General features: G+C 45.3%; 15 protein-coding genes and 2 tRNA genes. 13 read left to right on the forward strand and 4 right to left on the reverse strand.

Annotated elements, in window-relative coordinates; translation table 11 throughout:
* Positions 1–167: 167 nt before the first annotated feature.
* On the forward strand, positions 168–2,219 hold the full coding sequence (locus BLS03_RS08110; RefSeq protein WP_176765552.1) for a methyl-accepting chemotaxis protein: 2,052 nt from the start codon (positions 168–170) through the stop codon (positions 2,217–2,219).
* Positions 2,220–2,370: 151 nt separating this feature from the next.
* On the opposite strand, the gene asd is transcribed toward BLS03_RS08110, so the two are convergent.
* The 4 genes from asd to yejK all read right to left on the reverse strand — a co-directional run bounded on the left by asd (position 2,371) and on the right by yejK (position 7,205).
* Positions 2,371–3,483, reverse strand: a complete 1,113-nt coding sequence (gene asd, locus BLS03_RS08115; RefSeq protein WP_093272093.1) for an aspartate-semialdehyde dehydrogenase — start codon at positions 3,481–3,483, stop codon at positions 2,371–2,373.
* 171 nt (positions 3,484–3,654) lie between these two features.
* Positions 3,655–4,827, reverse strand: coding sequence for a chemotaxis protein (locus tag BLS03_RS08120; RefSeq protein WP_093272031.1), 1,173 nt, complete (start codon positions 4,825–4,827; stop codon positions 3,655–3,657).
* A gap of 90 nt (positions 4,828–4,917) precedes the next feature.
* The gene (locus BLS03_RS08125) at positions 4,918–6,084 is read right to left on the reverse strand and encodes an Hpt domain-containing protein (RefSeq protein ID WP_093272035.1); all 1,167 of its coding nucleotides are present in this window, start codon (positions 6,082–6,084) and stop codon (positions 4,918–4,920) included.
* A gap of 119 nt (positions 6,085–6,203) precedes the next feature.
* On the reverse strand, positions 6,204–7,205 hold the full coding sequence (gene yejK, locus BLS03_RS08130; protein ID WP_093272038.1) for a nucleoid-associated protein YejK: 1,002 nt from the start codon (positions 7,203–7,205) through the stop codon (positions 6,204–6,206).
* Positions 7,206–7,292: 87 nt separating this feature from the next.
* On the opposite strand from yejK, the gene BLS03_RS08135 reads away from it, so the two are divergent.
* The 12 genes from BLS03_RS08135 to BLS03_RS08190 all read left to right on the forward strand — a co-directional run.
* Complete coding sequence (locus BLS03_RS08135) at positions 7,293–7,517, forward strand: DUF1414 domain-containing protein (RefSeq protein WP_093272040.1); 225 nt, start codon at positions 7,293–7,295, stop codon at positions 7,515–7,517.
* Positions 7,518–7,552: 35 nt separating this feature from the next.
* Positions 7,553–9,358, forward strand: coding sequence for a DUF3413 domain-containing protein (locus BLS03_RS08140; RefSeq protein WP_093272042.1), 1,806 nt, complete (start codon positions 7,553–7,555; stop codon positions 9,356–9,358).
* 52 nt (positions 9,359–9,410) lie between these two features.
* Positions 9,411–9,487, forward strand: a tRNA-Pro gene (locus tag BLS03_RS08145).
* A gap of 209 nt (positions 9,488–9,696) precedes the next feature.
* Positions 9,697–10,872 (forward strand): tetratricopeptide repeat protein, encoded by a 1,176-nt coding sequence (locus tag BLS03_RS08150; RefSeq protein ID WP_093272044.1) that lies wholly within the window; start codon positions 9,697–9,699, stop codon positions 10,870–10,872.
* 148 nt (positions 10,873–11,020) lie between these two features.
* Positions 11,021–11,845, forward strand: a complete 825-nt coding sequence (locus BLS03_RS08155) for a sugar phosphate isomerase/epimerase family protein (protein WP_093272095.1) — start codon at positions 11,021–11,023, stop codon at positions 11,843–11,845.
* A gap of 194 nt (positions 11,846–12,039) precedes the next feature.
* Positions 12,040–12,130 (forward strand) — tRNA-Ser (locus BLS03_RS08160).
* A gap of 524 nt (positions 12,131–12,654) precedes the next feature.
* Positions 12,655–14,979 (forward strand): peptidoglycan-binding domain-containing protein, encoded by a 2,325-nt coding sequence (locus BLS03_RS08165; protein WP_093272047.1) that lies wholly within the window; start codon positions 12,655–12,657, stop codon positions 14,977–14,979.
* 9 nt (positions 14,980–14,988) lie between these two features.
* Positions 14,989–15,531, forward strand: coding sequence for a hypothetical protein (locus tag BLS03_RS08170; RefSeq protein ID WP_093272048.1), 543 nt, complete (start codon positions 14,989–14,991; stop codon positions 15,529–15,531).
* Between the two features lie 203 nt (positions 15,532–15,734).
* Entirely contained in the window at positions 15,735–16,142 is a 408-nt protein-coding gene (locus tag BLS03_RS08175) for a hypothetical protein (protein ID WP_093272051.1), read from the forward strand.
* The gene (locus tag BLS03_RS08180) at positions 16,139–16,846 is read left to right on the forward strand and encodes a rhomboid family intramembrane serine protease (protein WP_093272054.1); all 708 of its coding nucleotides are present in this window, start codon (positions 16,139–16,141) and stop codon (positions 16,844–16,846) included. Before BLS03_RS08175 ends, BLS03_RS08180 begins: the two co-directional genes overlap by 4 nt.
* A gap of 255 nt (positions 16,847–17,101) precedes the next feature.
* Positions 17,102–18,565 carry a catalase gene (locus tag BLS03_RS08185; RefSeq protein WP_093272056.1) on the forward strand — a complete coding sequence of 488 codons (1,464 nt, stop codon included), beginning with the start codon at positions 17,102–17,104 and terminating at the stop codon, positions 18,563–18,565.
* A 114-nt stretch (positions 18,566–18,679) separates the two neighbouring features.
* Positions 18,680–18,943 (forward strand): transposase domain-containing protein (locus BLS03_RS08190; protein WP_176765553.1); only part of this gene is annotated, 264 nt, incomplete at its 3' end.

Below are 18,943 nucleotides of genomic sequence, written 5' to 3' on the forward strand. Positions count from 1 at the left end.
AAACCTCTCACCTATTGAGCTTAGTTCCAAATAATCCAATAGTTTGAACTAAGTATCAAAGCGAGCAATTGCTATGTGATCGCTGATCGAAACATAAATCAAAACGATGTTTTATTTATAAACCTTAGTTATTTTATGTGTATCTTATGCCGATAGATGGACGCCTGATGAACATCAAACTAATTGATTATTTTAATAATAAACGGGTCGGGTTTCAGATCAAGCTGGTGATGGTCGCCGCGCTTCTACTCGTATTCACTAGCCTTGCCACGCTGGTGTATTTCAATACTTCGAAAATCTTCCTTTCGTCACTGTTTAAAGAGCAGCAATCGCGCCTAAGTGCGATTTCCGACACCATCAGCGGTCAATACGATGCCTATGTCGACACCACTCGCGTGCTGACTTCAACACTTAAGAACGGTTATTTAGCGGGCTATGAACTTAAAGACCAAAAGCTGCCGTTCGCCGGTCACGAGATCTACAATCTGGATTTGTATGGACTGCCTTTGGTTAACAATACCGAAATCGTCGATACCTTTACCCTAGATACCGGTGCTAAAGCGACGCTGTTCTCCTTGATGGACAACACCTGGTTAAGCGTTTCCAGCTCACTGACTAACAAGCAAGGCGAGCGTTATATCGGCAATGAGCTTGGCGCCGAGTTTGCGGGCTATCAAGCACTCAAAAGTGGCAAAAGTTTCTCAACCTTTTATGAATACGACGATGTCCAGTACATCGCTTATTACGACCCAATTCTCACTCAAGATAAACAAACCACGGGCGCGATATTTGCCGTCTATCTGCCCATTAAAAACGTCACCAATAAACTGTTTGCGTCATTAGCAACCATCAAATGGGGCGAGTCAGGTAACACCTCGGTGGTCGATGCCAACACCAACCAGTTTGGTCGCCTGCTGCTCGCCAATAATCAATTTGGCGCTGCGCAAAATATTACGCAAGTCACCGATGCCAGCGGCCAAAAGCCGTTCGCCAATCTGAGACAATCGGAGCAAGGACTCGCACGCTACGATCTGCAACAAAATGGCCAAAGCGTACCTATGTACACGGTATACACCAAAGTAAAAGGTTGGAACTGGTATTTGCTGGGTGGAACTGCGCAAAGCGAATTGACCAAAGACAGTCAAAGTTTGATCTGGCTGGTGAGTTTTATTTCTCTTGCCGGCGGGTTAATCACATTCCTACTGCTAACGTTAACCATAGGCAAAGTATTAAAACCGATTAAATCGATTTCTCAAGCGGTAACTCGTCTTGGTAATGGTGAACTCAGCCTGGAACTAAAACCCGGCGCTGCCAATACCCAAAATGAGATCATCCAGCTTAAAAATGGCGTATCGGTAATGGCCCATCAGTTGAATGATTTGGTGGCGCAGATTCGCCAGTCAAGCGAACAAGTCAGCGATCTCTCCCGTTCGGTCGCCGACGATGCCAATACGAACCATCAACAGTCCGATGCTCAGCAGCAACAGCTCGATTCAATGGTCACCGCCATTGAAGAACTTGCCACCTCGTCCAATGACATTGCCCATCAGGTCGAGTTCATTGCTGAAGGCACGCAAAAAGCCAAACAAGCCTCAAACAGCGGCCAGAAAACCGTCCTTGAAGTGGTGAGTGAAGTTCAGGCGCTGCAACATCAGTTAACCGAACTGGAAGTCGCCAATCAACAAGTGGATAAAAACAGCCAAGAGATTCAATCGATCATTAAATTGATCAGTGAAATCGCTGAACAAACCAATTTATTAGCGCTCAATGCCGCCATTGAGGCCGCGCGCGCAGGTGAACAAGGCCGCGGGTTTGCCGTGGTGGCTGATGAGGTACGTACCCTCGCCCAGCGCACGCAAAATTCGGTCGGCAGCGTGGTGGACTTTATTTCCCAGCTCAACAATTCGACCCAAAAATCCAATCAACAAATGCAAAGCAGTTTGCAAAAAGTCTCGGCGGTAACTGAAATTACTCACCAAGCGCAGCAAGCGCTCGCGGCAATCACCGAACAAGTTGAGATGATCAGTCACCACTCAACCTCAATCGCTGCCGCAGCCGAACAGCAAGCGCAAGTGTCACAAGAGGTGGCGAGCAATGCCACTCACACCAGTGAACTCACGCAAGCCGGGCAAAAAACCATTGCTCGAACCATGCAAAGTTCGCAGTTGCTGGGTGAAGAAGCAGATTCATTAGTCAAACAAGTCAGCCGCTTTCGCTAACGACGGCATGCAGCGATTTAGCTTTCGCTGCGTTTCAATGCTCTAGACAAGCAAAGTTGCGGTTCTACATCCTCCGCAGAGACAAAAAAAGCGCCTTAACTGGCGCTTTTTATTTATTGCAACTTACTGAAATAATTTGGCTTGCTGAGTATTATGCTTTCTCAGCCAGAATAATGCGCAGTGTACGACGCAGTGGCTCCGCCGCGCCCCATAGCAGTTGGTCACCCACTGTGAAGGCATTTAAGAAGTCATCACCCATCGCCATTTTACGTAGACGACCAACTGGCACAGACATAGTGCCTGTCACTTTCGCTGGCGTTAGCTCTTGCGCGGTAATATCACGATCGTTAGGAATCACTTTCACCCAATCGTTATGAGTGGCGATGATCTCTTCGATTTCATCCATCGGCACATTTTGTTTCAGCTTGATGGTCAAAGCTTGTGCGTGACAACGCATCGCGCCGATACGAACACACGTACCGTCAATCGCAACTGGGCTCGTGGTGCCTAGAATCTTGTTGGCTTCAACGCCTGCTTTCCACTCTTCCTTGCTTTGACCATTGTCGCGTTTAACATCGATCCAAGGGATCAATGAACCCGCCAGCGGAGCGCCAAAGTTGTCGGTTGGGAATGAAGAACTGCGCAGCGTTTCGGCAACTTTACGGTCGATATCCAGAATTGAGCTTGCAGGGTTAGCCAGTTCAGAGCTGACAGAATCGTTAATCACGCCCATTTGTGAAATCAACTCACGCATGTTTTGCGCACCAGCGCCTGATGCCGCTTGGTAAGTCATTGCGCTCATCCACTCGACCAAGCCTTTTTCAAACAGGCCGCCAAGCCCCATGAGCATCAAGCTCACGGTACAGTTACCACCAACAAAAGTGTTGGTGCCGCCATGCAAACCTTGTTGAATTTGGGCAAGGTTGACTGGGTCCAGTGTAATGATGGCGTCTTTATCCATACGCAATGTCGATGCGGCATCAATCCAGTAGCCTTTCCAACCTGCTTGACGAAGCGCTGGGTACACTTTTTCGGTGTAACCGCCACCTTGACACGTGATGATGGCATCCAGTTGTTTTAGGCTGTCAATATCGTATGCATCTTGTAAGTTACCTGCATCTTTACCGAAGTTCGGCGCAGGGATACCCACTTGAGATGTACTGTAAAAGACAGGTTCGATAAGATCGAAGTCTTTCTCTTCAATCATACGCTGCATTAGGACTGAACCCACCATACCGCGCCAACCAATCAAACCAACTCTCATCATTAACTCTCCGTGTACTCGTTCAAAAAAAGATGGCTTCCATCTTTCAATTTTCAGACAGAAATCTCAAGTCATATTTGGCGTTTTCCGGCATATTTTGCGGCTTTTTGATGTTCTTTTCCTGATTTCGTGCGTCAGTCGATGATATGAAGCCTTTTTCATCCTAAACCATCAATTCAGTGACGCTTTTTTGCTTGGCTTAGCGCGTTTTCCTAAATAGTAGCCAAGGCTCAATGGCGCAAAGAAAATCACCGCAATAAACACCACGAAATACACAATCAAACGTTTTAGAAGTTCGATGAGTTTTTCAGTTGCGACAGTCAATACATCTTGAGCGACTTGATCCAAATTGGCCGTCAAGTGCTCGCGCTCATCGGCGACCATCACTCCGAGCGCTTGACGCTCACGCTCGACCATTTGATCCAACGCTTTACGCTCAATGCTAAGTTGCTCAAGACGCTGCGCGGTTTTCTCATCCAAACTGTCAACCACAGGTTGCAACTCCTCTGCCATACGCTGAGCCAATAACGTCATGTACTTAGGGTTATTTTTCATAAACTCTTCCATCGCATCAGCGGTCTGCTGCACGCTGCGCAGGGTATCTCTAAGTTGCTGCGAACTCACCTGACTATTCAGCGCAATAAGCTGAGTTTTCCACGTCAGCAATTTGGGCGCTTGCTCTTGCGCCAAACTCAAACGATCAGAGACGTCACTGACCGCTTCAGGTACGGTACCCATGGTAGAAACGGCGAGAAGATCTTTTTGCTCATCTTGTTCAAGCCAAATTCGATATGCCGGTGTACGAATGAAAGTCACGTCATCGAACGGATGATTAGCGGCAAAACCCCTGACAAAATCGGCGACATTTTGGTAGCGTTTAGGATTTAATACGCTGCGCGCCACTTGGTCAAAGTTACTGGCAAGATTGGTTGAGGTGGTTTGCGCCAAGGTGAGCGCCTCTGGCGAGTCGGCAAACAGCGCTTTACCCGGTTCACGCTGAAAAAACTGCGCCATTTGCTCGGTGTATACCCAAGCGTCAATCAGTGCTGCTCGCGGAGAGGCTTGATAAGTGGCACGCTGCAAACCTTGTTCGGCGTGAATTTTCCATAACAGAACGTTGGATTGGTGCAGCACATCGGAGGCGTCATACTGAGCAGAAATTTGGTCTGCGGCTTGTTCCACTTCGGCGAAAAATTGGTGAGCAAATTCTCGTGTCAGTAAGCGCATAGAGAGCTCTTGCTGTGTCAAAGGCGTGGTGTCATTTTCTATTTTGACGTTGAGTAAAGAACATCCAGAAAGCCCAATGACCATCAAAACCGCCCATAAACTGCTACCGAGCCTCATAATTACCTCATACTTTTTCGAGACGCTGTCATTTCCCTTAAAAGTAGTGAGGTTTTGTCGGCTTTAAGTCAGCAGCGAGCGTTAAGTTACTTATTTCTCAGACTCAAGATGATCACGCACTTCCTCAAGTACACGCAATAAAACGCCATTTAAGCGCGCCAGTTTATCCTCCACATCGGCACTTTGATTAACCAGTGCCATTTCTAAATCACGCGCCGCTTCGGTCAGTAATGGCGCCGACAAACCGCCGCCAATCCCTTTGAGGCTGTGAGCTAAACGGGTGGCTTGTTCTCTTCGCCCTTCATCGATGGCCTGACGCAAAAGCGCTTGATCATTACTGTGGTCTTGCAAAAACACCTTCAGCACCATGACCATCGCATCTTCATCATTGCCCAAAATATCGCTCATCTCATCAAAATGCACCACCGCTTCGACGCGAGAACTGGGGTCTGGACTCGATGGTTGCGCTTGTGGTTTCGCTTCCTGTTGAGCCTCACGATGAACCACTCTTGGCCCCACCACTAGCACATAACCGATAAACAGCGAGCTAATGGCTAAGGTGAACCACACGTGGTAATTGAGCAGCTCTTCATACTCATCTTCAACCTTCACGACTTGGGTATAAAACGGATGGCGAACCAATTTATTGACCAAATAGAAACCTTGCGCGTAGCCATTCAGCACTTGTGACGCCTTTGCAAGTGCCGTTTGGAGATCGTTTTGGGTGTCGCCAGTTTGCTCAAGTGAGTATTGAAACAAGCGGTCAAAGGCGAGAAAAATATCCGGATTATTCCTTTGCTCGGCATACAGCACTTCAAACACATAGGTCGATATTTTGAAGTAATTATTTTGCTGCTCAGGATCGTCAGCGTACTTTTTGCGTAGCGTTTGCAGCAGTTGAATCAGCTCAATCACATCAAATTCGACGCTTAAATATTGCTGGGACTGATCGAGGAATCGGTCCAACGTGTAAAGAAGCTGGCTTAAATCGGGGTGAAATGAAAAGGAGTGGTTTTGCTGTTCAAGCGCTTGGCTTAAGTGATTGATGGATTCGATTCGAGTCGCGATACTGCGCAGATCATGAGTGCGATACGGCTTATGCTCAAAGTAATCTTGGCGAAAATCGAACACCTGGTTACGCAGCTGATGAATATAACCAAGCGATGCTTTGGTCTGATAAAGGTCCCAGACAATTGCGGCCAAGCAGACAATCCACAGTACGCCAATACCGATTAACCACTTAACTTTCGAACCCATTGCGTCCACTCAAACATAATTCTCATATGTTCAAGCATATAACGGAAATTCGAGCTTTGCTGAGCTTGGCGAAAAACAGCGTGATTCCGCCAAGCTCAAACTAAAGTAGAGGTATCCGCTTACTGATTGCGAGTGAGCTGATCGCGAAGATTGGGCGGAGTCCCTTTGATGGTTAGCGTGTCGGTCTCTGGATCGTAAAATATGCGTTCGCCCATCAACATGCTATCAAAGCTAACATTCAAGCCACCGCCGGCACCCACATACTTGGTGAGTTTACGTACGGTACCGCGATCAGCAGGAAAGCTGTCTTCCAGCTCATAGCCCTGCTCTTTGGTGAAATCGATAAAGCTGGTGCCATCTTGGGTAGCAGGTAGCTCACCAGACAGTTCACGCACTTCCACTTCATCACCCGATTTGATCTGCTCATTACAGTAATCGTAAACCTGCTTTTTGTACTGAATGGCTTCTTCTTTCTCAAGTTTCGAATCGGCGCAGAAATCTTGTACCGCTTGCATCAACACTTGGTTTTGTTGCTTCACATCCAAACCCACATCGGCTTGCAGAAAATCCAAGAAGAAATCTGCTACTTTCCGGCCAACACGACCTTTGATGTAGCTTAAGTAACGGTTGGACTCTTTATCGGTTTGAAAACTGGTTAAATCGATACGCGCAACAATGTCCATTTTCGACAGGTCAAGATAATCGGTCGCGCTGATATCCAGCCCTTCGGTCACTTTCATGCTCTGTTTGGATGGAATAATACCGATCATCAAATATTCCGTCGCCAGTGACTGGTACTCGGCAACCACGAAAATGCCTTCATCGGCAAATGGGTACTTCGCCAACTCATCTTTTAGACGAGTACCACACTGCAGAGAAAAATCGTAAAAATTTGTCTCGCCCGCTTGAAGTTGCTGCAACCAGTTTTGAAATTCGCTGTCTGACTTAAAGCAACCAAACCCTTTACCGGCTTTGGAATGAAATACGCGATGCAGTTCAGCGACCAAGTTTTCGCTTGATGCGTCATTTTCTAGTGCCGCGCTGCGGAAATTGATCACCAACTCTTCAGAATCGTTTTTTTGAAGCTGGTGTAAAATAACGTGAGAAAGATGAAGGCTCATAGTGAAAATATCGTTGTGCTATGTTTCAGTTGTCACGCATTGTAGGTTATCATAAGCCGCTTTACTACTATCATCATTAGAGTCTTTATGCCGATTAAATCAAAATACAGTAACCAACAAATTGAAACTATCCTTAGTGAAGTTGGCGCCATTTTCCAAAAACACAAGGCCGCTCCAGATTTGATGCTAATGATCGCTGGTAATATTGCGACCAACGTAGTGAACCAGCATGTTGCTGAGTCTCAAAGAAAAAAAATTGCCGAACAATTTGCTCAAGCATTACTTGCTTCTGTCGAAGAAAAGAAAGACTAAAAAAACGATAAATCTAGCGGATAATAAAACAGTACATGGTAGATAAAGGAAACACATACGGCGAAAGAGTGTCGCGATTAGTTGGTTGGGGGCACTGGTTTGCGTTCTTCAACATTATTTCTGCAATGCTTATCGGGACCCGTTATATCGCCCAATCCCCTTGGCCAGATACGCTTCTTGGGCAATTTTACCTTGCCGTATCTTGGGTTGGTCACTTTGGTTTTTTGGTCTTTGCGCTCTATTTATTGATTCTATTTCCGCTCACCTTCTTAATACCGTCACGTAAGCTGTTTCGCTTGGTGGCGGTTTGTTTTGCTACCGTCGGTTTAACGTTACTGTTAGTTGATACCCAAGCGTATCAATCGATCAGCCTGCACCTCAATCCTGTGGTGTGGGAGGTCCTATTTAGCGACGAAAGTAACAACGCGGTCACCGCCGATCTGCAGCATTTGTTTGTGGTGCTGCCGCTGATATTTCTTATCGAACTCGCCCTCTCTGAATGGGTGTGGCACAAGCAGCGCCGCCTGTCACATAAACGGGTCGGTCGCCCTATCGCGGCGTTTTTCTTTGTTAGCTTTATTGCCAGCCACCTGACTTATGTCTGGGCGGATGCCTATTTCTATGGGCCAATCACATCGCAACGCGCTAACTTCCCGCTCTCTTACCCAATGACCGCCAAGTCATTTATGCAAAAGCATGGCTTGTTGGATCATGACGAATATCTTAAGCGCCAAGCCGAAAGTGAAGCGCCTGATTTGGTCAAATACCCGCTTGAACCGATTGAGTTTAATCGCCGGCCAAATGATCTCAATATTCTGATGGTGAGCGTCAACAATCTGCGCGCGGATGCGCTCAATAAGCAGCAGATGCCCAACGCTTACCAATTTGCTCAGCACGCACTGAACTTCACTAACCATTACAGTTCTAGCAACGATATGTTTGGCATGTTTGGCTTGTTCTACGGCTTACCGAGCAGCTACGCAACCAGCATTCGTGCCCAGGCGTCAGAGCCTGTCATGCTCAAATCTCTGCAAGAACAGCATTATCAATTTGGCCTATTTAGCGGTGCGAATTTCGATGACAACATTTACAGCGAAACGTTATTCCGCGATTTGCCGATGGCCAAAGTTGACCTAAGCCAAGATAAAGATAGCGACAATCAAGCCATCGCGGCATGGTCTACTTGGGCGGCAGAGCAGAAAAAAGGCAAACCTTGGTTTAGCTTTATCGAACTGACGACTCTGGAAGATTTCCAGATGAAGAGCGGCTCAACCAAAGGCAGCGCCGCAGACAAACTCAAATCGGGTTATCAGCAATCGGTAAAACATGCCGATGCAGAGCTTGGTCAACTGTTTAGCGCAATTCGTGAACTCGGCCTAGCCGACAATACGCTGATCGTCATCACCTCAAACCACGGCATTGAGTTTAACGAAACCAAGACCAACAGTTGGGGCGCTGGCAGCAACTACAGCAAGTATCAGTTGCAAGTGCCAATGATGATTTACTGGCCGGGTAAAGTGCCGGGCGTTTATACCCACAGAACCAGCCATTTGGATCTATCGGTAACCCTGATGCAAGATTTGCTCGGTGTCTCATCGAAACCAAGCGATTTTAGCAGCGGTCGTAACATGTTTGACGAAAGCAAACGCCGCTGGATCATCGCCGGTGATTCTCGTGAATTGGCGCTGATCACCGATCAAAACACCACAGTGATCGACAAGTTTGGCAACTTCAAATTGTACGACCAAAACTATCACCGTTTACAAGATGAAAACCCAACTCTGCCTGTACTGATGCAAGGGTTAACGGAACTGCAGCGCTTTTATACAAAGACTAATTAAATCAGTTCTTTATTATTGACCTGCTGAAGTTTTGTGTTTACATTGAAGCCATCGGACTGTAGCGCAGCTTGGTAGCGCACCGTCATGGGGTGTCGGGGGTCGGAGGTTCAAATCCTCTCAGTCCGACCATACACCTGAGAAAGGAAGCCTAATGGCTTCCTTTTTTTATGCCCTACAGAACGTGATATCCACTCGATAACTCACATCGCGCCGCTTTTGACCGCTTAACAATTCCATTGCTTTGACGCCCATTAACCATATCGACATACAGCACGAAGTGTGGTGTCGCCAAGAACTCGTTCGCCTCGTCATCAAAGGAATCGTCAAAGGAATTTGCTATGAAAACCGTTAAGTTCGCCACCGCGTGTACAGTCACCTTACTTCTCGCCGCTTGCGCCTCTCCGCAGCAAGCGCTTTATAAAAAAGCCGATCAAGGTGATGCTCAAAGCCAGCTAAAACTTGGGCTAAACCTGTTTCATGGCGAAAATGGATTTGAGCAAGATCGCCAGAAAAGCTTGGTCTATCTAGAAAAATCCTCAGCGCAAGGCAATGCCGAAGCGGCATTTAATCTCGGCGCCATCCATGCCAAAGAGAAAAATTACGCCAGTGCGCTGAACTACTATCAAACGGCCTGTGATAATGACTATCTGAATGCTTGTGATAACCTCGCACTGCTGTACAAAGATGGCAATGGTACTGCAAAAAATTTGCATAAAGCGGAACAGATCGTGCTGCAAGCGATTGAAAAAGGTAGCCTATATAGTCACCGGATTGCCGCAACTATCTACCTAGAAGACCATAAGCCGAAAAAAGCCATTGCCCATTTTAAGCACTTGATTATGGCGCCAACTACTAAGCAAAATCCCGCCTACTATAAAGCGTATGCCGCAACCGATGTGATGGAAGCGTATCTGACACTGAAAGACCAACGTAACGCGTATTTATGGGGTTCAGTCGCCATGTTAGCCGCTGGCTTTGATGCACCAATTGAATCAATTCAAAAACGTTTTGACGACTATCAAATGCTGTCTAAAACGCTCAACACCAAAACCAAACATGCCCTTGCAGAACAAATCATTGCCGAGCACTTTAACGGCTTCCAAAGCAGTAAGCGCTATTTCCAAACCGAGCAGCTACCGGCCATCAAACCAGGTGTGATTGACCCAGACCGCGAACACACGATTAACTTTGTCGGCTACTTTATTACCCCAAATCGGATGTTATTTAGCACTATTAATGCCCTTGAAAAACGCGACGATGCGCCTTCGAAAATCCAATTGGCGATGAAAAAACTCGATCTTTCGAACAAGCATATGCAATACGGTGCGGTGTACCTGCAAACTGCGGCGGCTAAGCTCACGACCAAACAGGCGATTGAGGTGATGAACAGCATCAGTGATAAACGTCTCGACTATTACAAAACACTCGCCAATCGCAAACTCGATGTGATGAACGATATTTACGACTATCAAATCGCGACCATTAAAGCCCACAAACCGGCTGAAGGCGCTTAAAGCGAATCTCTAATCGATGCCCTCGCCCAGCCAACGCTGGGCGTTTACTTTGTTAGCCTATTGATTTGTTAGATTATTTGACTTGCATACAGTGACAAGCTGTATGATGGTGATTCCACTCGAACGCAAAAACGGGAGGCAACACCATATGATTAAAGCACTTCACGGCGCATCCACATTCCACTCCAACGTACTCTCCGATGTCGAAATCGCCCACCAAACCGGTTATCAAGGCATCGAATTTTTTATCGACAAACTCGTCCGTTACTTGGAAAACGGCGGCAACGCGACATCGCTCAAACAGCGTCTTGACGCGCATCAACTGCAAACCACCTGCATCAATGCTTTGATGGGTATTGACCGTCACAGCGCTCAAGACCGAGATGCGTTAATCACCCAAGCACGGCGCATCACCGAGGTCGCAAATCAACTGGAATGCCCAACGGTGCAACTAAATCCAGGGCACTACGCCGATCATTTAAGCCATGCGCAGCGTTTAGATATCATCACTGAAAATATTGGTGAAATTGCCCAATTTGGCGAAAAGTACGGAATTCGCTATCAAATCGAGTTTATCGCATCAAGTGAATTCAACACCCTACCGATGGCACTTGAAGTCATCGACAGATTAGCCACAACCAATGTGGGGCTAGTAATGGATTTCTGGCATCTCTATGCGCGCGGCGTCAGCACGCCGCAAGATGTCGCAAACCTCGACCCTGCGCTGATTTACGGCGTGCATTTTTGCGATGGACGTAAACCGCAAGCAGGCGAAGCTTGGGATGAAACCGTGCTTCGCGCTTATATGCCGGGTGAAGGTGAAATTGATATTCAAGCATTTGTCGCTGCGGTCAAATCCACCGGTTACGATGGCGCTTGGTCACCAGAGCTGATTAGCCCGCGCCATTGGGAATACGAGCACTCCGCCATTGCGACTGCGTGCTTACACAACATGAGCCAGTTTATCGACTAGCAAGCGTTAAATATCACCAAACAGCGCTTGGTAAAAACAGCAAAAACTTGGTTTATTTTGCTTAATAATCGTTCACTTAATATAGAAAAATGGCGATTAGTTCACGTATTTGAACTCAGTTGAACATAAAAACATCAAACAATCTTTGTAGGGGTTTACAAGACTCGTAAGCCCTTATATTATGCGCACCACACGGAGAGATGGCTGAGTGGTTGAAAGCACCGGTCTTGAAAACCGGCATACGTTAATAGCGTATCTAGGGTTCAAATCCCTATCTCTCCGCCACATTCGAAAAGCCTGCTCAGTGAGCAGGCTTTTTTCGTTTAAGGACTCGTGACCTAGCCACTCTCATTGCAAGCCCGCCCGCTGCCACGTTCGTATATTGCCTTTCCCGCTCTCCTGCCCAATTCGATATAAACAAGCAAATTCGTTATCAAACAAGCACGCGACGATAAATGCAAAACTCAGCTCTCGAAGCGCTCTACAATCGGCTAAAATAATAATCCAAGCACAGTTAGATACATCACATCTAAAGCTCAAATCACATCCCATTGCAACGTCATATCTATGCTCGCCTTAGGCGAATATTTTGTAGTATTACCATCATATCGATAGTGCATTTTAGTTATTTCACCTATGCATTCAGTGTTTATGAAAGCTGCAACACATATTTGTCAATGTTATGCTTTTTTTGGTCGCTATATAACCAGTAGATAAACATTTTGAGTGATCGTAATTTCGGCCTTTATTCGCCAAATTCGCCCGTCACCACTTATTTCTTCAGATTAACGCAGCGAGAGAATTAACCAATGAATGCAGTTTTCCCCATCCTCAAGCAAGATGGAAAACCCTATCACACCCTCAATGAGTTCAAACGTTTATTTGAAGAAACCAAGAGTGGTCGCTATATCATGAGCCAAGGACACGGCTGGCATGGCGGCATGCATATTACAGATAAGCAAGCCCCTTGGTGCCGCCATTTGTCACCGGTTCAAGCCATGATGGATGGACGCGTTGTGGTGTATCGTATGAACGAAAATTATCTCGAAAGCCAATATGAGACGCCGACTCAATCGACAGTGCCACTGAAATTCAGCAATAACTTTGTGCTTATCGAGCACTCAATTGACAATCCAGATCAAGAAGACAAGCAAGCGACATCGTTCACCTTTTATACTCTTTATATGCATCTCGCTCCAATCAGCGATATGAAAGAAACGGAAGCGTATAGTGTCAACCGCGGAAAAGGAATTAATGGCCACCAATTCGGTTTTAGTGGCAATAGCGAACCAAGTAAATCAGTAAAAGATAAAGTAATTTCGTTAGCCAAAGATACGGTTATCGAACACGTCTATGCCAAAGATCCAGTCAAACATGATGGGTATTACTACTCATTGTTCCAAATCATGAATGTGCCTGACCAGAGTCAACAATCGACCGTTGGGCAGTTGGTTTGGGTTGCGATTGGCAGACAATCAGCAACAGATAGACTAAACGACACCACTTACTTTCGTCCCGCTCAGCAAACCATACCGCAGTGGATGAAACACGACGACTTTTGCAGCGATGGCAGTGTCGTGCTGATGCCGTACGATGGCGAAGACTATCTAAAAGTAAAAGCGGGCGACGCACTCGGTTATCTAGGGCTACATGAATTCAGTCAAACTATGCAGCCGGCTATCAAACAAGAATATCAAGTTCATATTGAATGTTTTTCTATTGATGAACCACCTACATTCTTCCTTAAAATGCTCTCACCCGCTGATGATACGCCGGAAAACTATTTCAAAATCATTGATGGGACGAACGATCAGGCTCTTTGCAGTGGTGAAATCTCGATTGAGAATAAGTTTTTTAAAACCATTGCAGAATACGTTAGCCAGCAATCGTTACTGCCCGAAAAATTTAAAAAAGCCGATAGCCTACGCGCTTATTTAGAACCAAATCGAGAGCGTTTTGAAACGCTTATCGTCAAGCATCAAAACGAGTGGCATGTCGATAATACCCAAGGCTTGTGTGAAACCAGCCATGCTCAATCGCAAAAAGCTATGGACGAATATAATGAGGCCCATTTTGAGCCAGGCACCTATTATGATTCTAAGTGGCGGCAAGAGATATTCTTACCTAGCCACGAACGCTTTATTCAACATGAAACAGACCGGCTTGAACAATACGCTTGGATGCGAGATTTTGGCGAACCACTTTGCTTCACGCCAGAACTTTGGCATCTGTGGCCACTGGCTTATTTAAAGATTTTCACCATATTGAAATCAGACCAACTTCGCGGCTCACATGCGCTTAACGAATCGGCAGAGAAAAAAGCTGTTAGTTACAGCAAAGGTGCCAGAGATAAAAAAGGGGCCAAAGATAAAGCGGTCGAACTGATTCAAAAAGCTTTGTTGGCATTTGAATATGATCTAAGCGTTGACGGCGATTTTGGTGATAAAACCGAACAAGTGATTAAGCGCTTCCAACAGGAATACCAACCCAGTCATCAATATCATGATGACTACCAGATGCCCAAAGATGGCATTGTGGATGGCAATACCCTATTGGCCATAGATGAAGCCTTGCTGGAAGAGTGGAAAACGCCATTGAAAGTTAATGTTATTTATAAACATACATTAGCCGCAGAAAAACGAGTCGTCAGTGACAAATCGATCAAGCTTATTCAAAGTGTATTTGAAAAAGCGGGCGTAAAAACCGCAGTTATTACCAGTACTTTTAGAACCCCATATGAACAAGCTAGTATTATGTACAGAAACGCAAAGATAGATTTAAAAGGGCAGAAAAAAATGTATGGACCAGTTGGAGATAAAGTATTAATCGTTTATGAAAAAAATAAATCAAAATCCTCGAATGAGGTAATAAATCTAATGGAAAATAAGATAAATTCTTTAGCAGATGAAGGAGAATATGTTTCCAATCATATTGTTACATTAGAAAAATATAATAAAAACAACATTATCGACATTGGTGTAAACTCAGTTTTGATAAAAAATGGAAATGATAAAGACATAATAGAAAAAATCACTAGAGGGTTTGATTTACTAGAGCAAAACAATTCAGAAGTTAACTTTTTGGATGAAACCCAAAAATCCAATAAATGTTGGCATTTAGAAGTAAAACAGTAAGGTATTGCTATGAAAAAATTATTCTTACTTACCTTTATATTTATATTAAATAATGCACATGCCTCAAATTATGAATGTAATAAGGAATTGACAATCACAAAATTTAGCTCAAAAAACCAAATTTTCAGCAAATTGACGACTGAAACTGATGGTGGACTTGATAGCTACAGCTATTTTTTATTCGATAATAAGGATATGATGATTGTTCATCAGAATTCATGCCTTATGACCGATTATTATATATCTTATTATTATAATGATATGAAAGATTTCAATGTTATGTATAAAAATTACTTAAGTATAATTAAAGAAATCAATAAAAAAGAAGGTATAAAAATAAGCCAAGAATTTGAAGGGAAATTAAAACATATACTTAATGAAGAAAAAATAGAAGATAGAGAATACTTTAATGGTAACATAAGAAATTATCCTTTCAAATTAGATAGACGTAATATTAACCTGGAATATACTTTTAAACTATCGACTGAAAATTTTTATTCAGCATATAAAAATGTATTGGATACCTACATTGGTCTTGGCGGCATGCCATAGAGAGAAAATCGACAACTAAGGCGGGGGTAAACCCGCCTTATTCACACTTAAAGCAAAAAATACCTTCCCTATTCTCGTCCTCAAGCACGCTATCCACTTAAAAAATTGGCCAAATGTGTCGCAACCTGACGGTAAACAAGTCGAAGTTGTACCCCGACTTCGACACTAAAATTCAACACATCAAATTTTGCGTCAGGAATACGATGAATAAACAACAAGCTGAAAAGCATATTACTGAAAATCTGGAGCCTGGAGATCAGCTGATTGGCTTTTTCTTCGCCATCAAACCGGCCAATTTCTGGCTGATATTTTTACTTGGTCCCTTTTTCATGTTGACCATGCGCCAATACTATGTGGCCGTCACAGAACAAGGTGTGAGCTTTTTTAAACTCGATATACTGGGTAAGTTTCAACTTCACGATTTCTTTACCTATAGCGATATCGAAAGCGTCAAAATCGGCCGCGGTATGCTGCAAAGACCGATGGTCTTTACGTTCAAAACCAATCGTAAACTCAAATTAAAAGCACAGTTAAAAGGCGTGGAAAAGGTCGCGACATTAAAGCCTGAAGTGCAGACCTACATTGAACAAAATATTCCGCTCAGCTTATGATTTTTTATCTCATCGCATTAGCCGTATATATTGGCTTGCTGGTTGGTATTAGGCCGCAACCCGAGAGTTTAAAAGAACCGCCCATTCCCTATGGCCAGCACTTAAGAAATATCGCGGCTTCGTTAATCACGGGGGTGGTTATCAGTAGCGTATTTTTGCTCACCAGTGAAGGAACCTTCATTGAAACCACGGATATGTGGCTCGCTTATTTAGGCTTATCGAATAACGTCAGCGAAGCGCTAACTTGGCCACTGCGTGCGGTCAGTTCTTCTGTGGTTCACGGCAACTATGTACATTTGGTATCCAACCTGTCTGGATTGGGCATCGCTTCGGTTTACGAACGCCGAGTCGGTACAAAACGCTATCTCGCGGTCATGGTGATTGGCGCACTGTGCTCCGCATTTTCTATCTTTTGCTATCGCGGCCCAGTGGTGACATGTGGTATCTCTGGCGGTGTCTTTGCCTTAGGTGCGGCCTACTTTACAGACCGAGAATCCATGACCACCAAAGAGTGGCTAATGATGACGGCAACCTTCTCACTGTTAGCTGTGATGATGACTATGGCAAGCCTTGAAACCACGCAAAGAACCGGCATTCACCGACTTGATAGTATCGATCATTTTGGCCATCTGTTTGGCGCAATCAGCGCGATTGTGTACTGCAAGCTGCGCCCGCTCAATCGATCCAAACCTATAACTGAATAAACGTCCTTTGCCGATGGCGTAAATCAACTTATCTTCATCGCATAATCGCCTTGCTTGGTGCTGCAACTAATGGGTTGCCAAGCAAAGGCTTTATTCCCTTCAAGTTTACCACTCCAGCACTGGCATAGCCCTTGCTCTTTATCCATATATTGATGGCTACAAGCGGTAACACGCCGTTAATACAGGCAAATATTTCTCAGTCGTCGGAAAGAGTTACAACCGATGGTTAAAAATTACAACCCGATGGAGAGCACTATGTCGAATCAAAACAGCAAGCCAACCACAACAGATGCTGGCATTCCCGTCGCAAGTGACGAGCACTCTTTGACAATCGGCCAAGATGGACCGATTGTGTTACATGATCACTATTTGATTGAACAAATGGCGAACTTCAACCGCGAACGCATCCCAGAACGTCAGCCTCACGCTAAAGGCAACGGCGCATTCGGCTATTTCGAGGTGACCAATGATGTAAGCCAATATACCAAAGCCGCTGTTTTCCAGCCCGGCACTAAAACCGAAGTGTTAATGCGCTTTTCAACCGTCGCCGGTGAGCGCGGTAGCCCTGATACTTGGCGAGACCCACGTGGCTTTGCGGTAAAATTTTATACCGAGGAAGGCAATTTTGATTTAGTGGGTAACAACACACCCGTGTTTTTTATTCGCGATCCGATGAAGTTTCAACACTTTATTCGTTCACAAAAACGCCGCGCCGATAACAACTTACGCGATAATGATATGCAGTGGGATTTTTGGACCCTATCACCTGAATCATCCCACCAAGTCACGTGGTTGATGGGTGACCGCGGCATCCCCAAAAATTGGCGCCACATGAATGGTTACTCTAGCCACACATACATGTGGGTCAATGATCAAGGTGAGCGCTTTTGGGTGAAATACCACTTCATCTGCGATCAAGGCAACCAATTCCTCACTCAAGATCAAGCCGATGAATTAGCGGGGGCCGATGGCGACTACCATAGTCGCGACCTATTTAACGCCATTGCCAAAGGCGATCATCCAAGTTGGACGCTGAAAATGCAGATAATGCCTTATCAAGACGCCAAAACTTATCATATCAATCCATTTGATTTGACTAAGGTTTGGCCACATAAGGAGTATCCACTCGTTGAGGTTGGCAAGTTAACGCTCGACCGCAATCCAACGGATCATCATACTCAAATTGAGCAAGCAGCCTTTGAACCTAATAATATGGTGCCTGGAACGGGGCCAAGCCCAGACAAAATGTTACTCGGTCGTATGTTTGCTTATGCGGATGCACATCGCGCCCGTCTTGGCGTAAATTACAAACAGATCCCGGTAAACGCGCCAAAATGCCCATTCCACAGTTACAGCAAAGATGGAGCGATGCGCATGCACAATGTCGAAGATCCTGTCTATGCACCAAACAGCAAAGGCGGGCCACAAGCCGACCCAAACCGTTACCCAGAATCTGCGGTATGGGCTGCTGATGGCGAAATGGTACGCTCTGCGTATACCCTGCGCCCTGACGACGATGACTATAGCCAAGCAAATGATCTGATTAACAAAGTGATGGATGATGCAGCGAGAGAAAGACTGGTGAATAACGTAGTCGGCCATTTACTTAATGGTGTCAGCCAACCGGTGTTAGAACGTGCGTTTGAATATTGGAAAAATATTGATACCAAGATTGGCCAGCGTATTGAAAAAGGCGTGAAAGCCAAACAAACTGCCTAAATGCCCACAAATACTAAGCCCGCATTATGCGCAATGTAGATCAGATAAGGAGCGGTTGACCGATCTTTCTGATAAGAGACAATCGGAGACCTGTTTATAGGTCTTCGATTTTTTATGTCTATCCAAAATTGTTTTGCCGACTTTCTTGAAGAAAGTCCGATTGATGTCGCTCAGCTAACCACCTTCTCTGAGCATATTCCTGATGAGTGGATTGCTAAAGCGGCAGCACTTTCCGATAAAGCGACTATACGTCGACGTCGCTTGCCTAGTGATATGGTTCTTTGGCTTATTGTTGGAATGGCGTTTTTTCGCAATGAGCCTATTGCAGAAGTCGCACGACGAATGAATGTGTGTGCCGAGGGGTTAGCCGATGAGGAG

The organism is Vibrio xiamenensis (genome assembly GCF_900100015.1).
GTDB classification, from domain to species: Bacteria; Pseudomonadota; Gammaproteobacteria; order Enterobacterales; family Vibrionaceae; genus Vibrio; species Vibrio xiamenensis.